We start from the raw sequence: 15648 nt of genomic DNA on the forward strand, positions 1-15648 counted from the left end.
TCGGTAACCTGGAAGTATGAGCGTTGCGGACAAGCTGACCTCCCGTCTCCCCATGATCGGCGATCGGGGTGAACGCAAGGACATCGTCGCCGTGGTGAAGCTGCACGGGGTGATCACGCCGACCCCGTCGCCGCTGGCCAGGGGCGCGATCAACCTCGCCGCCATCGAATCGGCGCTGACGCGCGCGTTCGGGCACGACCGGTTGAAGGCCGTCGCGTTGCAGATCAACTCGCCGGGTGGCGCGCCGACGCAGTCGGGCCTGGTCGCCGAGCGGATCCGTCAGCTCGCCGACGAGAAGAACGTGCCGGTACTGGCCTTCGCCGAGGACGTCGCCGCGTCCGGCGGGTACTGGCTGGCTTGTGCGGCCGACGAGATCTACGCGCACCGGACGTCGATGGTCGGATCCATCGGCGTGATCAGCGGCGGGTTCGGGTTCACCGGCCTGCTGGAACGGTTCGGCATCGAGCGGCGGCTGCACACCGCGGGTGCGAACAAGTCCCGGCTCGACCCGTTCAGCCCGGAGAAACCGGAAGACGTCGAGTGGCTGAAGAAGATGCACGGCCAGCTCCACGAACTGTTCGTCGACTGGGTCACCGAACGCCGTGGTGACCGGCTGTCCGGCTCCGAAAACCTGTTCACCGGGGATGTCTGGCTGGGCGCCCGCGCGGTCGAACTCGGTCTCATCGACGGCGTCGGCAGCCTTCGCCAGGTGATCACCGAGCGGTACCCGGACGCCGAGATCGCGATCGCCGAACCGAAGAAGCCGTTGCTGGCGCGGCTCGGCATCGGCGCCCCCGCCGCGGCTAGCGCGCTGCTGGACGCCGTTCAGTCCAAGGCCGCCTGGAGCCGCTTCGGCCTCTGACCTCGTGAGATGAACGGTCCGTTCCTTGCGAAATTTGCGAGGAACGGACCGTTCCTTGCATTCGGGGCCGCACTGGATTCACCCGAACAGTGGTAGGCGTAAGTGGTTCAGACCAGGTCTCATATCGGACATACCGCTTTGTTGTGAACGGCAACAAACCCTCGACCGTGGTGACGAGGAGGTCCGATGTCCGTTACTTCTCCCCTCCGGGGCCGAACGAGCCGCTGGAAGATCGCACTCGGTTCGGCGCTGGGCGCGGCCTTGATCGCGGTTCCGATCACGCTTCAGTCGCTTCCCGCTTCCGCCGCCGTTCCGCCCCCGCCGTCCGGCTGGACCACCGTGTTCACCGACGACTTCACCGGCGCCGCGGGATCGCTCCCGTCGAGCGCGAACTGGATCATCGACACCGGCCACGGCTACCCCGGCGGCCCGGGCAACTGGGGCACCGGCGAGATCCAGAACTACACGGCGAACCCCGCCAACCTGGCCCAGGACGGCTCCGGGAACCTGCGGATCACGCCACTGCGTGACGGCGCGGGCAACTGGACCTCCGCGCGGATCGAAACGCAGCGCACGAACTTCAAACCGCCCGCGGGCGGCGCGCTGCGGATCGAGGGCCGCATCCAGATGCCGAACGTCACCGGCGCCGCCGCCCTCGGCTACTGGCCCGCGTTCTGGGCGCTGGGCTCGCCGTATCGCGGCAACTACTGGAATTGGCCCGCCGTCGGCGAATTCGACATCATGGAGAACGTCAACGGCATCGACACCGTCTGGGGTGTGCTGCACTGCGGCGTCAACCCCGGTGGCCCGTGCGACGAGACCACCGGCCTCGTCGGCAGCCGCCCTTGCCCCGGCGCAAGCTGCCAGAGCGCGTTCCACACCTACACCTTCGAATGGGACACGAGCGTCAGCCCCCACGTGTTCCGCTGGCTGGTGGACGGCCGGCAGTTCCATTCCGTCAACCAGAATCAGGTCGACGCCACGACGTGGGCCAACATGACGAACCACGCGGGCTACTTCGTGCTCCTGAACGTCGCTATCGGCGGCGCCTTCCCGAACAACAACTCCGGCACCACCACACCGGGACCGGGGATCGTGCCGGGGCATCCGATGCTCGTCGACTACGTCACCGTCCTGACCCGCGGCGGCGGCACGACACCCACTGCGCCCACGACCACCACTAGTAGTCCCGGCGGTGGCAGCGCGTACAGCACGATCCAGGCGGAGTCCTACGGCCAGGCGGCCGGGATCGCCAAACAGGCCACGTCCGATTCCGGCGGCGGCCAGAACATCGGCCCCGCGGGCAACGGGGACTGGGCGCTGTACCCGGGCATCGACTTCGGGACGCAGACCGGCGGACAGTTCCAGGCGCGCGTCGCGTCCGGGGCCGCGAGCGGGGTGAGCGGCCTCGTCGAAGTCCGGCTCGACAGCCGGTCCACCCCGCCTGTCGGCAGCTTCGCCGTCGCGAACACCGGCGGCTGGCAGAGCTGGCGGACCGTTCCCGCGAACATCAGCGGGATCACCGGGAAACATGACGTCTACTTGACCTTCACCAGCGGTCAGCCCGCCGATTTCGTGAGCGTCAACTGGTTCACCTTCACTCCGTGAAGGAATAGGTGTGGCACGGCGAGGCGGTTCGTGTCACCGGAAAAGATGACGGCACCGGCCACCCCAGGCGCGGGGGTGGGCGGTGCCGTCCTTTTCGTTCGAGTTTCGGGCAGCGGGCTGGACAAGGAACCCGGCAATGGGCAGGATGCGTCTCACTGTGAGTGCTCACGATGACACCCGGAAGCTCATTGTCCTGGCGGTGGACGATGAGCCCAAAGGGCTAGACGAACTCGTCCACTGTCTCCGGAACAGCCCGCACGTCGCCCTGGTCTATCCGGCGATCGACGCTTCGGAGGCGCTGCGTCTGCTGTCCGCGGACGATCCGAGACTGGCCGACCGCAAGTCGCGGGGCCTGCCGATCGTGGACGCGGTGTTCGCCGACATCGACATGCCCGGCCTGTCCGGGATGGAGATGTCCCGCGTGTTCGCCGCGCTGCGTCCGTCGCCGGCGCTGGTGTTCGTGACAGGGCACGCCGAAGAGGCGGTCAACGCCTTCGATCTCGGCGCGCTCGACTACGTGCTCAAGCCGTACCAGCAGGATCGTCTCGACCGCGCGATCACCCGCGTGATCGACAAACTCGCCGCCAACGCCGCGCCGAAGTACGGCGCCGAAGGCGGGCCCGGGCAGATCAAGAACGACGACGAGGTCATTCCCGTCGAGCTCGCGGGCACCACGAAGCTGATCCCGCGGTCTTCGGTCCGCTGGGTCGAGGCGCAGGGTGACTACGCCCGGTTGTTCACCAACGACGGCAGCCACCTGGTCCGCATTCCGCTCGCGCAGCTCGAGGAACGCTGGGAGAAAGCGGGTTTCGTCCGGATCCACCGGTCGTTCCTGGTCTCGCTGCCGCTGATCACCGAACTGCGCATGGGCCAAGGCGGCTATCAGGTCGTGATCGGTAACGAGGAAAAGGTGCTGCCGGTGAGCCGCCGCCACACGCGCGCGCTCAAGGACAGGCTGGTCGGCGCCAACCGGTCGACGTGACCGACGACTACTACCGCCGCGTCAACGGCGTTCGCGAGCCGGACCCGACGCTGGGCAAGAGCAGGAAACCGGCGGTGCCCGAGGGTGCCGCCGTCGAGCCCGTGCCGGGTGCGCCGTCCGGCCCGAAGCACGAGCAGGCCAAACCCGAACATCACGCGAAACCCAAGCGGCAGCGGGTGATCCTCGCCGATCCGCGGCAGGCCACCAGCACCCTGCGGGCCAGGGTCGAACTCGAGGAACAGACCAGCTGGGGCAAGCTCCTGGTCCGGGATCTGGTGAAGATCCAGCTCCGGACGGCTTCCTGGCTGGCGCTGCTCGTGATGGTCACGCTGTGTTCACTTCCGGTGTTGTTCTACCTGATCCCGTCCTTCGGGCGGATGGTCGTCGTGGGCATTCCGTTGCCCTGGCTGATCCTCGGGGTGGCGCCGTTCCCGTTCCTGTTCGGCATCGGCCTCTGGTACAACCGGCTCGCCGAACGGCATGAACGCGACTTCGTCGACATGATCGAGAACTGACCGCGGAGCCGCACATGCGAGGATCCTTGGCGTGACCAGAGGTGAGGCTGACCCGACCACACGGTCTCGAAGCGCGTCAGCGCTGAGAGACTTCACCGTCGCGCGCCCTCTTTCGGCCGCAGGCCACGGAAACGCGGCGGCAGGGCGCCTTACCTCCTTCGCGACTCCCCAGGATCACTGCGCCCTGTCGACGCGTTTCCGTCGGCGCGCGATCAAATGACACTGCCCTTGGCCGGCATCGTGCTGGTAGCGGTCCTGACCTTCTACCTGGGACATCGCTCTTCGAGGTCGGCCGTCAGCACGCACGATTTCCTCGTCGCGCGGCGCACCGTGCGGTCCCGGCGCAACGCCGCCGCGATCTCCGGCGAGTACCTGTCCGCCGCGTCGTTCATGGGCGTCGCCGGCATCGTGCTCAAGGACGGCGCCGACGCGCTGTGGTTCCCGATCGGTTTCACCGCGGGCTATCTCGCGCTGATGCTGTTCGTCGCCGCGCCGCTCCGGCGGTCCGGCGCCTACACACTGCCGGACTTCGTCGAGATGCGGCTGGGTTCGACGATGCTGCGCCGGGTCTCGACGGCGTTCGTGGTGTTCATCGGGATCCTCTACATGGTCCCGCAGCTGCAGGGCGCCGGGCTGACGCTGGCGACCATCCTGCCCGTGCCGGCGTGGGCGGGCGCGATCCTGGTGACCTGTGTGGTCGGCTTCAACGTGATCGCGGGCGGGATGCGCGCGATCACCGTCGTCCAGGCCTTCCAGTACTGGCTGAAGCTGTTCGCCATCGCGGTACCGACGTTCATCCTGTGCATCGTGTTCCTCGGTTCCGGCGGGCCGGGCAGCGCGCGTCCGCTGGGACAGCCCGCCCCGCCGACGTTCACCGGGAACACCACGGTCTCGGTGCAGGCCGACGTCACACTGAAGGTCACTTCGGTGACCGTGCTCGAGGCGTACGGGCAGGTGGAAGGCGCGCCCGCCAACGGTTTCGCGGTGTGGACGCCGGAGGCTGGGCACAAGGTCGCGAAGGGCACGACGCTGAAGTTCACCGCGGGCACACCGGTCCCGGTGGTCAGCGACGCGCCCGCGTCCAACGGTGACTGGCTCCGGCCGGGTTCGGGCGGTTTCACCGATCTGCTGCAGGTCTATTCGCTGATCCTCGCGACCTTCCTCGGCACCATGGGCCTGCCGCACGTCCTGGTCCGCTTCTACACCAACCCCGACGGCAAGGCCGCGCGCCGCACGACGGTGCACGTTCTGCTGCTGCTCGGGCTGTTCTACCTGTTCCCGACACTGCTGGGCGCGCTGTCCCGGATGTACGTCCCGGAACTGCTGGTGACCGGGAAGACCGACGCCGCCGTCCTGTTGTTGCCGTCCGCCGTCCTCCCCGGGCTCTGGGGGCAGATCCTGGGCGCGGTGACCGCGGCCGGCGCGTTCGCGGCGTTCCTGTCGAGTTCGTCCGGGCTGCTGGTGAGTGTGGCCGGGGTCGTGTCCACCGACGTCCTGCCCGGCCGCGTCCGCGATTTCCGGGTGGCGACGGCGATCGTGGCGCTGATCCCGTTCGCGCTGGCGGTGCTGCTGCCGTCGGAGGACCTGTCGCTTTCGGTCGGGATGTCGTTCGCGCTCGCCGCGTCGACGTTCAGTCCGTTGCTGCTGCTCGGGGTCTGGTGGCGGAAGCTCAGCTGGCCCGGCGCGCTGGCCGGGATGCTCGTCGGCGGCGGGCTGGTGCTGACCGCGCTGGTGGTCAACATCGTCAGCAAGTACACCGGCGGCTGGGCGCCGTGGTTCTCGAGCCAGCCCGCGCTGATCACCGTGCCCGCGGCGTTCCTGACCACCTACGTGGTGAGCCGCGCGACCGGATACGGGCGGCCGGACGACGTCCACGGCGTGATGCTGCGGCTGCACGCGCCCGATCCGCTCGGTTTCATGCGTGATCGCGCGGTCGCGCGATTCGGCCAGGCCGAAGAGAAGACAGAGAAGGCAGAGAAGGCACGAACAACCGGTAAAGGCCGTCACCGGAAGTAGCTTTCACTCTTTCGAGTCGTGAACCTCTACGCAGAGTCGTACCGTTCACTCAAATGGATTGCCCCTCTTCGGCCCCAAGAGGGGCATGATCTTCCGTGACAACGAAATCACCGAATGGTTGCGGCAGGTGGGAGTCCGACGTGAGCGATACCGATCAAGGCCTCGGGTCCGATCCGGAATCCGACTGGGAAAAGGTCCAGGCGAGCCCGGAATTCGTCGAGTTGCGGCGACGGCTCCGGGTATTCGTTTTCCCGGTCTCGGGGCTGTTCCTTCTCTGGTATCTGCTCTACGTGCTCCTCGCCGACTACGCGACCGGGTTCATGAGCACCAAGCTCTTCGGCAACATCAACGTCGGCCTGGTCTTCGGCCTCCTGCAGTTCGTGTCCACCTTCGTGATCACCGGGTTGTACGTCCGCTACGCGAACCGCGAACTCGATCCGCTGGCCGACAAGATCCGGCATGAGGTCGAAGGGGCCGAACGGTGAACACGCTGGCAGCGGGCGTACAGGGGAGCAATCCGGCGCTCAACATCACCATTTTCGCGATATTCGTCGCGATCACGCTCGTGATCGTCTTCCGGGCGAGCCGGAATACGAAGACCGCGTCCGACTACTACGCCGCGGGGCGCGCGTTCACCGGACCGCAGAACGGGATCGCGATTTCGGGGGACTACCTTTCCGCCGCGTCGTTCCTGGGTATCGCCGGTGCGATCGCGATCAACGGCTACGACGGTTTCCTCTATTCGATCGGTTTCCTCGTCGCGTGGCTGGTGGCGTTGCTGCTGGTCGCGGAACTGCTGCGCAACACCGGCAAGTTCACCATGGGCGACGTGCTGGCGTTCCGGATGAAGCAGCGCCCGGTCCGCGCGGCGGCGGCGGTCTCCACGCTCGCCGTCTCGTTCTTCTACCTGCTCGCGCAGATGGCGGGGGCGGGCGGCCTGGTGAACCTGCTTCTCGGTATCGAGGGGAACCTCGGCCAGGACCTGGTGATCGCCGTCGTCGGCGTGATCATGATCCTGTACGTGCTGATCGGCGGGATGAAGGGCACCACCTGGGTCCAGATCATCAAGGCCGTCCTGCTCATCGCGGGCACGTTCGCGATGACGTTGTGGGTGCTCGGGAAGTACGGCTTCAACCTCTCCAGCCTGTTCCAGGCCGCCGTCGACAAGGGTGGCCAGACCGGTGAAGCGCTGCTCGGACCGGGTAAGCAGTACGGGAAGACCGGCACGACGAAGCTCGACTTCCTGTCGCTGGGCATCGCGCTCGTCCTCGGCACCGCGGGCCTGCCACACGTCCTGATGCGCTTCTACACGGTGCCGACGGCGAAGGACGCGCGCCGTTCGGTGGTCTGGGCGATCGCGCTGATCGGCATCTTCTACCTGTTCACGCTGGTGCTCGGCTACGGCGCGGGCGCGCTCGTCGGCCCGGACGTGATCGCGAAGGCGCCGGGGACGACCAACTCGGCGGCCCCGCTGCTGGCACTCGAACTGGGTGGCCCGGTGCTGCTCGGGTTCATCGCGGCGGTGGCGTTCGCGACGATCCTCGCGGTGGTCGCGGGCCTGACGATCACGGCGTCGGCGTCGTTCGCGCACGACGTCTACGCCAACGTGATCAAGAAGGGCAAGACCGCGCCGGACAGCGAGGTCCGCGTCGCGCGGATCACCGCGCTCGTGATCGGGGCGGTCGCGATCTTCGGCGGAATCCTCGCGAAGAACCAGAACGTGGCGTTCCTGGTGGCGCTCGCGTTCGCGGTGGCGGCGTCGGCGAACCTGCCGACCATCCTGTACTCGCTGTTCTGGAAGCGGTTCAACACCCAGGGCGCGCTGTGGAGCATCTACGGCGGGCTGACCGTGTGCGTCATCCTGATCGTCTTCTCGCCCGCGGTCTCGGGTAAGCCCGTCGACGCGAAAACCGGGAAGAGCGCCTCGATGATCCAGGGCGTCGACTTCCACTGGTTCCCGCTGGACAACCCGGGCCTCGTCTCGATCCCCGTGGCGTTCTTCCTCGGCTGGCTCGGCACCGTGCTGTCCAAGGAGCACAACCAGAAGAAGTACGCCGAGATGGAGGTCCGCTCGCTCACCGGCGTCGGGGCGGAAAAGGCCGTCCGGCACTGAATGGCTGCCGGTGAACCCGCGGCGCGATCGACTTCGGCAGGGCGCGACCTGGTCTTTCGTGTCACCTAAGTAGCCAGGGCGCCCTGCCACCGCGATAGCGGGGCCTTCGGGCTGGGCGGGTTCACGCGTCTGGGCGCTTATCCGAGGCCAGGCTCTGCTCCGCTGTCCGGCACTGAGTGCCTCTTCACGCGCGCGCAACGGGACGGGATGCGAGGATGGCAGCGTGGTGAGCCCTGCTGACATCCCGACCGCCGCCGTCCGTGACCTGCCGAAGGACGGCGTCGCGCTGCTCGACGTCCGCGAGGACGACGAGTGGGCCGCCGGGCACGCCCCGGGCGCCAAGCACATCCCGATGGGTGAACTGCCCGCGCGGGTCGGCGAACTCGAAGAACTGCCCGACGACCAGCCGGTCTACGTGATCTGCCGCAGCGGCGGCCGATCCGCCCGCGCCGCCGCGTGGCTCAACGCGAGCGGCTGGGACGCGGTGAACGTCGCCGGCGGGATGGGGTCCTGGAAGCAGGAGGGGCGCCCGATGGTCGGCGAGCATCCCGGCGTCGAACCCGAAGTGCTGTAACCGTGCAGCCAGGCCACTACCCGCCGAGAACCCCGGTGCCGCCACTCCCACCGGTGCGTCCGGCGCCGACGCGGCAGCCGGCGCATCATCGCGTCCGCTGGGTCGCGTCGCCGCCACCCGGCGCCTGGCCGCGGCGGCGCGAACCGGTGGCCGAGCGCTACTCCGGTCCGCCGTCGTACCCGGTCCCGCCGAAGTGGGGCTTCCCGAACCTGGTCTGGCGCCGTCCGACCGCGGTCCCCGGGACGGCGTCCGGTGAGGTCACCGCGGGTGAGCGGCTGCGAGTGATCACGCGCAGCCTCATGCCGGTGCTGTGGACCTTCGCCGTCCTCGCCGTCGCCGCCTCGGCGTCGGAGATCTGGCGCTACGTCCTGCTGGTGCAGAGCCGCGACTCCGCGTTGTCGACGTCCGTCGTCTCCGTCTCCGACAGCTTCGTGATCACCGCCGGCCTGCTCACGACGATCCTTTCGCTGCTGCCGTCGGGGCTCACCGTGTGGTGGCTGCTCGTGGCGAGGCACGCGGCCGCGGACGCCTCCGGCGAGGTGCCGCCGAGGCGGCAGTGGCAGGTGTTGGTGTTCGCGCTGGTGCCGGTGGTGAACCTGATCATGGTGCTGCCGATCGTCGCCGAACTCGAACACGCCGTCCTGCGCCGGACGCGGGAAACCCGGCCGAAGCCGTCGCGGCTCGTGCTGACCTGGTGGGGCGTCTGGATGCTCAACTGGGTGCTGCTCGGGCTCGTCCTCGTCTGGCGGTTCCGTGACGGCGTCCAGGCGCTGGCCGACGGGGTCGTGCTGGTCGCGCTGACCGATCTGGCCGCGGCAGGGCTGGCGGTGGCGACGGCGCTGCTCGTCAGGCGCATGTCCGGTCTGCTCGCGCCTGTGGCGGAGAAGCGCCTTCGCCTGCTTCGCGTGCTGAAGGTGGACGGGGCTCCGGACCCGGACCGGCGTGAACGTCCGGCTTCTTCAGTGCGTTGACCTGCGGGAAATCGCGAGACTTGACGAGAGAGGGCGTGGGAGTGGACTCGGCGCACTCTTGACTGTCCATAAAGGACACTGACCGAATCGAATTGCCCGCTTTGGGCACTTGTGTAGCTTCGCGCTCGGGTCGTGAGTGGCGATGAGGGTTGGAACCAAGGGTATCTTAGGTACCTACTGCGGGTGGGTCCGGAACGACACCTCGAGCCTCAGTAGCGTCACTAGCCACAGCGACAGCGCGTGAAGGCCCCCATTCTTGCGCCTAGGTCAGGGTCCCGGCAAAGTCACATAGCCGCTGGTCGGTGGCGCTTTCGGTGATCCGAACTGGACTTCCGCGAGAGCGGATGGCAGGGCGCCTTGAGCGTCAAGTGTCCACAAAGGACATTATCCGGCCGCTGAATGTCCATTTGACGCGTTTATGTACGTTCTTCGACCAGGTCGTGAGTGAAATTTAGGGCTAGAACCCTCTTTTTCACTCACGACCTGGTCGAAAAACGCCCAAACCGGGCACCGTAGCCCTGGATACGTCCTATGTGGACAGTCGAGAAAGATGTCAGGCGACTGTGACGAACCCGCCTCTGTCACCGCAACACCCACCGACCAGCGGCTATGCGACTTTGCCGGGGCCCTGCGCCTAGGTACAGGAAGGAGTCCTTCATGTACTGCACACCCGACCTCAGGCAAAGGAACGCCGCAGGTCACGCAAGTAGGTACCCAAGAGAGCGCCCATTAGAACCCTCATCGCCACTCACGACCCTCACGGGGAACTGGACCTTTGCTCCCGTCGTCCGGAAAGTGAGCCACGTCACCGTTGACCTCCAGTTCGCTGGAGGTTCCAGACTGGTGAGCATGAGCGACGACGGCGTCACCTTCATCAATGTCTTCGAAATCCCCGCGGACCGGGTGGACGAGTTCGTCGAAACGTGGCGGGAGCGCGCGAAGCTGATGCGGGACGCGCCCGGCTTCCGTGACGCCAAACTCCACCGGGCGCTGCTGCCCGATTCGCGCTTCCAGCTCGTCAACGTCACGCACTACGACAGCAAGGAAGCCTGGGAAGCGGCCGGGAAGAACCAGGTGTTCAAGGCGTCGACCGAACGTGCCGCGGAGGTCGCGACCCCCAACGCCGCGCTCTACGAGGTCGTCGTCGAGTACCCCTAGCCCGTGGTGACCGGCAGCGAGCGCAGCCCCCGGATCACGAACTCGGGCCGCCGCTCCGGGGGCTCGGCGAGTTCCAGGCCCGGCAGCTTCGAGGCAAGGGCGGCCAGCGCGGCCGCGATCTCCACCCGCGCGAGCGGGGCGCCGATGCAGTAGTGGATGCCCATTCCGAAGCCGAGGTGCGGGTTCGGGGTGCGGCCGATGTCGAGGGTGTCGGGCCGGTCGAAGACCTCCGGGTCCCGTGCGGCGGCGCCGAGGAGCGCGCCGATCTTCTCGCTTTCGGCCACCCGGAAGCCGGCGATCTCGACGTCGGCGGTCGCCGTCCGCTCGAAGAGCTGGAGCGGCGCGTCGAAGCGGATCAGCTCCTCGACGCACGGGTCCAGTAGATCCGGGGAAGCCACCAGCCGCTCCCACTGGTCGCGGTGGGTCAGCAGCGCGTTGACGCCGTTCCCGATGACGTTCACCGTCGCCTCGTGCCCGGCCATCAGCAGCAGGACCGCGGTCGCGACCAGTTCGTCCTCGGTGAGCTCACCGCGCAGAAGATCGCTGACGATGTCGTCGCCAGGGGAGGCCGCGCGCTGCTTCGCGACGTCACGCAGGTACTCGACGAACTCCGCGGACGCTGTTTCGGCGGTGTCGCGCTTCTCCTCGGCGAGGCCGTACTCGTACATCTTGACGATGTGGTTCGACCACGCGACCATGCGCGGCCCGTCCTCGACCGGGACGCCCAGGAGTTCCGCGATGACCGCGACCGGCAGCGGCTGCGCGAGATGGGCCAGCAGGTCGGCCGAACCGGTCTCGGCGATTTCGGCGGCGAGCCCGTCGACCATGCCGTCGGCGAGTTCGGCGACCATCGGCCGCAGCCGCTGGACGTGCCCGCGCCCGAACGCGCCCGCGATCACCCGGCGCAGCCGCGTGTGGGCGGGCGGCTCGTTCTCCAGCAGCGAGCTGCGGTGCAGCAGGTTGAACGACGCGAACCGCTCCACCGGCAGCGCGTCCTGCCAGATCCGGCCGAGCCCGCGATGCCGCAGGACCGCGGCCGACGCCGCGTGCGACACCGCCACGGCGATGCCGAGGCCGTCATGCCGGTGGACTTCACCGTGCTCGCGGAGGTCGGCGAAATACGGGTACGGATTCGCGAGGAAGGCCGGGTCGGCGATGTCGAACACTCGCCGACTTTAACTCGGCCGGGCTCCGCGCCGGGGCGTCCGCCCCGGCGCGGCCGACGGCCGCGGTCGCGGCTACAGCCCGAGCCCCAGGAGATGGCCGTGGTGCCAATGGTGCCAATGGTGATGGTAATAAGGATGGTAATAGTGATTGCTGGAACACAGCAGCAGACAGCGCGCCTGGTCGGCCGAATCGGACGAGGACGTGGCCGAGGCCGTGCCCACGGCGGGCCCGGCCAGCAACAGCCCGAGTGCCACGGGCAACGCGGCCAAGGTGGCCCGGCGCTTGAAGATGCTCATCAGTGATCCTTTCGCTGAACTACGACACCCGGATGGCGTCATGATCATTATTAGCCGCGGTGAGCAGAATTGGGCAGGCTGATCACCCGTGGTTCGATCATCCGGATGGCGACGACCTTTTTCCCGCACGTTTCCGTGATACCCGAATGGCCGCTGAAATCGGCCGATCCGGTCGATTAAAGGGAGACAGGGTGCCATCCGAGATGTTTTCGTCACCGATACCGCTGAACCTCGGGTCGGGGTGAAACCGGGGTATTTCCACGCTTATTCGTCATGCTCTGCGATGCCCGCGAGCCCCGCAACGGTGAAGGTCGTCCCGGAGGGCAAGAAGGAGCAGGTCTCGAAGGTTCTCGGCGGCGCGCCGTCGTCCGGACGCGCGGTCCTGAGCGCGCGTGGGAAGGCGGGGGGCCTTACGCGCCCCACGCCCTTCCCGCGATAGCGTTCCGAACCGAGCTTTGAGGAGGCTGACGTGGGCAAGGGTTCGCGCAAGAAGGGTCCCAAGACGACCTCGGATCGCAAGCCGAAGGTGCGCGACGTCTTCGTCGGCCAGCCCTTCGAGGGGCTCGCGGCGGAGACCGAGCTGATCGCGCTGCGCGAGTTCGTCCCGTCGGCGACGGCGACGCTCACGCTGGCGGGCTCCGGCGAGAAGGTCACCCTCGCCACCGTGCTGCCGATGGCGGCGGCCGCGTTCGTCCGGTCCGACGGCGAGCGCTACATCGGGATGCAGGTGCAGACCCGGTCCTCGGACATCAGCCGCGACCTCGGCCGCGCGCTGCGGTGGGTGCTGGAGGCCAAGGAGGGTGACGTGCTGTCCGTGCCGGACACCACGACGCCGCCCACCGCCGACGAGAAGGCCCGTCTCCAGGACCTGCTCGACGTGAAGACCGAACTCGACGTCACGCTCTACAACGACTTCGCCTGGTGGCTTCCCGAGGACGCCGACGCGAGCGGCGATGTCGCGCTGTCGCTCGAGCGCGCGAACGCGGCGATCATGCCGACCGAACGTCTCGGCGCGGGCGTGTACTGGGTGCTCGCCGGTGAGAAGGCGCACCTGCGCTGGGTCCGTCCCGAACCGGAGAACCTGCTGCTGCAAGCGCTTGCGCGGCTGTCCGCGGCCGGTGAGCTGGGCCTCGGCGAAGGCTCGCGCTACGCCGGTTCGTTCCGCGCGCACGGGCTGCTCGTCCCGGTGTGGGATCTCGACACCGAGGCCCACGCCCGCGAGTGGGCCGACGCGAAGGACCAGCTCGGCGTCCGGCTCGAGGCCGCGCTGAAGTCCCTCGACACCGAGCCGCTCGACGCCGCCGAGCGGCGCTCACGCGACGGCCTGATCGGCCGCCAGCTCACCATCCGCTGACCCCCTCGCATTTCGTCCTCTGGATGCGGTGGTTGCACGCGCAACCACCGCATTCAGAGGACGAAATGCGCGAGGATGGTCGCGTGATCCTCCACATCTGCGGGCGAGCCGACTGGGCGGCCGTGCCCGAAGGCGGCGTCTACACCGCCGCGTCGCTCGATTCCGACGGCTTCATCCACTGTTCGGACCCCGGAACGGCGCATATCCCGGCCAACGCCGTGTTCCCCGGCCGCACCGATCTGGTGTTGCTGGAGATCGACCCGATGCTCGTCGGCGCGCCCGTCGTCTGGGAGGACGGCGACCCGCCGCATCCGGCGGGAATCCAGTTCCCGCACGTCTACGGCCCGATACCGCGTAACGCTGTGGTGGCCGTACACGAATTCCCTGTTCAGGGGGACGGTTCGTTCAGAATTCCCGAGTCCCTGTCGAGACGTTGAAGCAGGCGGCTTCTCCGGAGAACGGGCGTCTCTCGAATTGGTTCGCGGCAGAAGACAACCTGTGGGGGCGGTCATGCGTTTCGGGAGAGGTGAGCCAGGTGAACCTGGCCGGGTGACTCCGGGAGGAGGCGATACGGTGACCGCAGCCGCGACGGTCATGCCGGCGACCGACGTCCGGTGGACCGGCGAGAGCCGGGAGAGTGACGTGCCGGGTGAGCTCACCGACTTCGGCGACTTCGTGCGGGCCGGCCTGCCGGGGCTACTGCGGTACGGGCACGCCCTCACCGGGAATCCGCACGACGCCGGCGACCTGGTCCAGACGGTGCTGGAGAAGATCGGTTCCCGCTGGTCGTACGTCCAGCACAAGACCGGCGACCCGATGGCCTACATCCGCCGTTCGATGGCCAACGCGCACATCAGCCGCTGGCGCCGGACCAAACGCGAGAGCCTGGTCGCCGACCTGCCGGAGACCCAGCCGTACAGTCCGGCCGACCCGTTCGAACACGAGCCGCTGTGGCAGGCGTTACGCGCGCTGCCGCCGAGGCAACGCGCGGTTATGGTCCTGCGTTACTACGAAGGGCTGTCCGAAGCGGAGATCGCGGATTCGCTCGGGGTCAGCCAGGGCACCGTCAAAAGCCAGGCGAGCAAGGCGATCGCTTCGTTGCGCACGAAGCTCGCCCTGATCGAGCCCAAGGACGAAGGGAGGGAAGCGGGATGAACATGTCCGAAGAGGACGTGCGGCAGAAGCTGCGTGACCTGTTCTCGGATGACCGGTTGGGCGTGGGCTCCACGCTGAATCCCGAGACGATCGTCGCGGGCGCCCGTCGCCGCCGTCGACGTCGTCAGCTGATACAGACGACGAGCGGGATGGCCGCCGCGGTGGTCATGCTGGGTAGTGGGCTCACGATCTTCACGATCCACGACAAGGACAACGGCGCTGCCTTTCCCGGCGGTGACCAGCTCACCATGGGGGCACCCTCGTCGAGCTTGGCGCAGCCCGGGCCGGCGAGTCCGGAGCCGTCGGTGTCCTCGCCGGCGGCCCCGCCGAGCCAGACGTCCGCGTCTCCGCCGTCGACGGCCCCCGGCGGGCCCGCCACGCCGCCGAAGAGCACTGTCGCCACGAAGCCGCCCACGCAGGGCAAGGTGACTTCCGGCGCTCTGCTGACCGCCGTCGGCTTCGGCAAGCTCCGGCTCGGGATGAGCCAGTCCGAGGCGGAAGCCACCGCCGGTCCGCTGCGGGCGAAAGAGGTCCGTGGCGCCTGCACCTACGGCTACGCGGAGGGCGCCGCCGTTCCGGGGCCGACGTCGGTGTCGCTGACCGAGGGCGACGGGATCACCGTCATCAACCCGGCGGGCACGGTGCACACGCCGGAGGGGATCGGCGTCGGTTCGACCGAGGCGGACATCCTCGCCGCGTATCCCGGCAGCATCAAGGACGGCAGCGCTTACGTGGCACCGGTGAGCGCGGTGAGCGCGTACCGGATCTTCGTGTCCGACGACGGAGCGGCCGTGAGCATCCTGCTGACCAGCATCAACCAGGAGTGCCAGTTCAGCTGAGGCATCCGCGAAAAGAGAAAACCCGGGCTGCTCCAAGG

General features: G+C 68.0%; 16 protein-coding genes. 14 read left to right on the forward strand and 2 right to left on the reverse strand.

From position 1 onward, the window contains the following. The first annotated feature begins 16 nt into the window (after positions 1 to 16). The 10 genes from ACZ6DT_RS03930 (at position 17) to ACZ6DT_RS03975 (ending at position 10799) form a co-directional block, all read left to right on the forward strand. The gene (locus ACZ6DT_RS03930; RefSeq protein ID WP_465588185.1) at positions 17 to 862 is read left to right on the forward strand and encodes a S49 family peptidase; all 846 of its coding nucleotides are present in this window, start codon (positions 17 to 19) and stop codon (positions 860 to 862) included. 186 nt (positions 863 to 1048) lie between these two features. Continuing rightward, the gene (locus ACZ6DT_RS03935) at positions 1049 to 2470 is read left to right on the forward strand and encodes a carbohydrate-binding protein (RefSeq protein ID WP_465588187.1); all 1422 of its coding nucleotides are present in this window, start codon (positions 1049 to 1051) and stop codon (positions 2468 to 2470) included. A gap of 145 nt (positions 2471 to 2615) precedes the next feature. Beyond that, on the forward strand, positions 2616 to 3452 hold the full coding sequence (locus ACZ6DT_RS03940) for a LytR/AlgR family response regulator transcription factor (protein WP_465588829.1): 837 nt from the start codon (positions 2616 to 2618) through the stop codon (positions 3450 to 3452). Further along, positions 3449 to 3967, forward strand: a complete 519-nt coding sequence (locus ACZ6DT_RS03945) for a hypothetical protein (protein WP_465588190.1) — start codon at positions 3449 to 3451, stop codon at positions 3965 to 3967. Before ACZ6DT_RS03940 ends, ACZ6DT_RS03945 begins: the two co-directional genes overlap by 4 nt. A 216-nt stretch (positions 3968 to 4183) precedes the next feature. Next, a complete protein-coding gene (locus tag ACZ6DT_RS03950) occupies positions 4184 to 5983 on the forward strand; it encodes a sodium/solute symporter (protein ID WP_465588194.1) in 1800 nt (599 codons plus the stop codon). Between the two features lie 140 nt (positions 5984 to 6123). Next, positions 6124 to 6468, forward strand: coding sequence for a DUF485 domain-containing protein (locus ACZ6DT_RS03955; protein ID WP_465588196.1), 345 nt, complete (start codon positions 6124 to 6126; stop codon positions 6466 to 6468). Next, positions 6465 to 8096 (forward strand): solute symporter family protein, encoded by a 1632-nt coding sequence (locus tag ACZ6DT_RS03960; RefSeq protein WP_465588199.1) that lies wholly within the window; start codon positions 6465 to 6467, stop codon positions 8094 to 8096. Before ACZ6DT_RS03955 ends, ACZ6DT_RS03960 begins: the two co-directional genes overlap by 4 nt. Before the next feature lie 223 nt (positions 8097 to 8319). Next, positions 8320 to 8670: a rhodanese-like domain-containing protein gene (locus ACZ6DT_RS03965; protein ID WP_465588202.1), complete on the forward strand. Its 351-nt coding sequence runs from the start codon at positions 8320 to 8322 to the stop codon at positions 8668 to 8670. 53 nt (positions 8671 to 8723) lie between these two features. Then, positions 8724 to 9641 (forward strand): DUF4328 domain-containing protein, encoded by a 918-nt coding sequence (locus ACZ6DT_RS03970; RefSeq protein ID WP_465588205.1) that lies wholly within the window; start codon positions 8724 to 8726, stop codon positions 9639 to 9641. 849 nt (positions 9642 to 10490) lie between these two features. Beyond that, positions 10491 to 10799: an antibiotic biosynthesis monooxygenase family protein gene (locus tag ACZ6DT_RS03975; RefSeq protein WP_125780432.1), complete on the forward strand. Its 309-nt coding sequence runs from the start codon at positions 10491 to 10493 to the stop codon at positions 10797 to 10799. Here ACZ6DT_RS03975 and ACZ6DT_RS03980 read toward each other — a convergent pair. Further along, positions 10796 to 11965, reverse strand: coding sequence for a cytochrome P450 (locus tag ACZ6DT_RS03980; RefSeq protein ID WP_465588208.1), 1170 nt, complete (start codon positions 11963 to 11965; stop codon positions 10796 to 10798). The two genes, ACZ6DT_RS03975 and ACZ6DT_RS03980, sit on opposite strands and share 4 nt — an antisense overlap. Positions 11966 to 12037: 72 nt before the next feature. Continuing rightward, entirely contained in the window at positions 12038 to 12262 is a 225-nt protein-coding gene (locus tag ACZ6DT_RS03985; RefSeq protein ID WP_465588211.1) for a hypothetical protein, read from the reverse strand. Positions 12263 to 12731: 469 nt separating this feature from the next. Between ACZ6DT_RS03985 and ACZ6DT_RS03990 the strand changes: the two genes are divergently transcribed. The 4 genes from ACZ6DT_RS03990 (at position 12732) to ACZ6DT_RS04005 (ending at position 15610) form a co-directional block, all read left to right on the forward strand. Continuing rightward, entirely contained in the window at positions 12732 to 13616 is an 885-nt protein-coding gene (locus ACZ6DT_RS03990; protein WP_465588213.1) for a DUF5926 family protein, read from the forward strand. 83 nt (positions 13617 to 13699) lie between these two features. Continuing rightward, positions 13700 to 14053: a DUF952 domain-containing protein gene (locus tag ACZ6DT_RS03995; protein ID WP_465588216.1), complete on the forward strand. Its 354-nt coding sequence runs from the start codon at positions 13700 to 13702 to the stop codon at positions 14051 to 14053. A 205-nt stretch (positions 14054 to 14258) separates the two neighbouring features. Next, entirely contained in the window at positions 14259 to 14771 is a 513-nt protein-coding gene (locus ACZ6DT_RS04000; RefSeq protein ID WP_465588831.1) for a SigE family RNA polymerase sigma factor, read from the forward strand. Then, positions 14768 to 15610, forward strand: a complete 843-nt coding sequence (locus ACZ6DT_RS04005) for a hypothetical protein (protein ID WP_465588218.1) — start codon at positions 14768 to 14770, stop codon at positions 15608 to 15610. Before ACZ6DT_RS04000 ends, ACZ6DT_RS04005 begins: the two co-directional genes overlap by 4 nt. The last annotated feature ends 38 nt before the right edge of the window (positions 15611 to 15648 follow it).

The organism is Amycolatopsis sp. NPDC041971 (genome assembly GCF_055588925.1).

Bases quoted from the DNA above. Each gene is read 5' to 3' on its own strand.
- ACZ6DT_RS03930 (WP_465588185.1), top strand. From the start codon at position 17: ATGAGCGTTGCGGACAAGCTGACCTCCCGTCTCCCCATGATCGGCGAT.
- ACZ6DT_RS03935 (WP_465588187.1), top strand. From the start codon at position 1,049: ATGTCCGTTACTTCTCCCCTCCGGGGCCGAACGAGCCGCTGGAAGATC.
- ACZ6DT_RS03940 (WP_465588829.1), top strand. From the start codon at position 2,616: ATGCGTCTCACTGTGAGTGCTCACGATGACACCCGGAAGCTCATTGTC.
- ACZ6DT_RS03950 (WP_465588194.1), top strand. From the start codon at position 4,184: ATGACACTGCCCTTGGCCGGCATCGTGCTGGTAGCGGTCCTGACCTTC.
- ACZ6DT_RS03975 (WP_125780432.1), top strand. From the start codon at position 10,491: ATGAGCGACGACGGCGTCACCTTCATCAATGTCTTCGAAATCCCCGCG.
- ACZ6DT_RS03985 (WP_465588211.1), bottom strand. From the start codon at position 12,262: ATGAGCATCTTCAAGCGCCGGGCCACCTTGGCCGCGTTGCCCGTGGCA.
- ACZ6DT_RS04005 (WP_465588218.1), top strand. From the start codon at position 14,768: ATGAACATGTCCGAAGAGGACGTGCGGCAGAAGCTGCGTGACCTGTTC.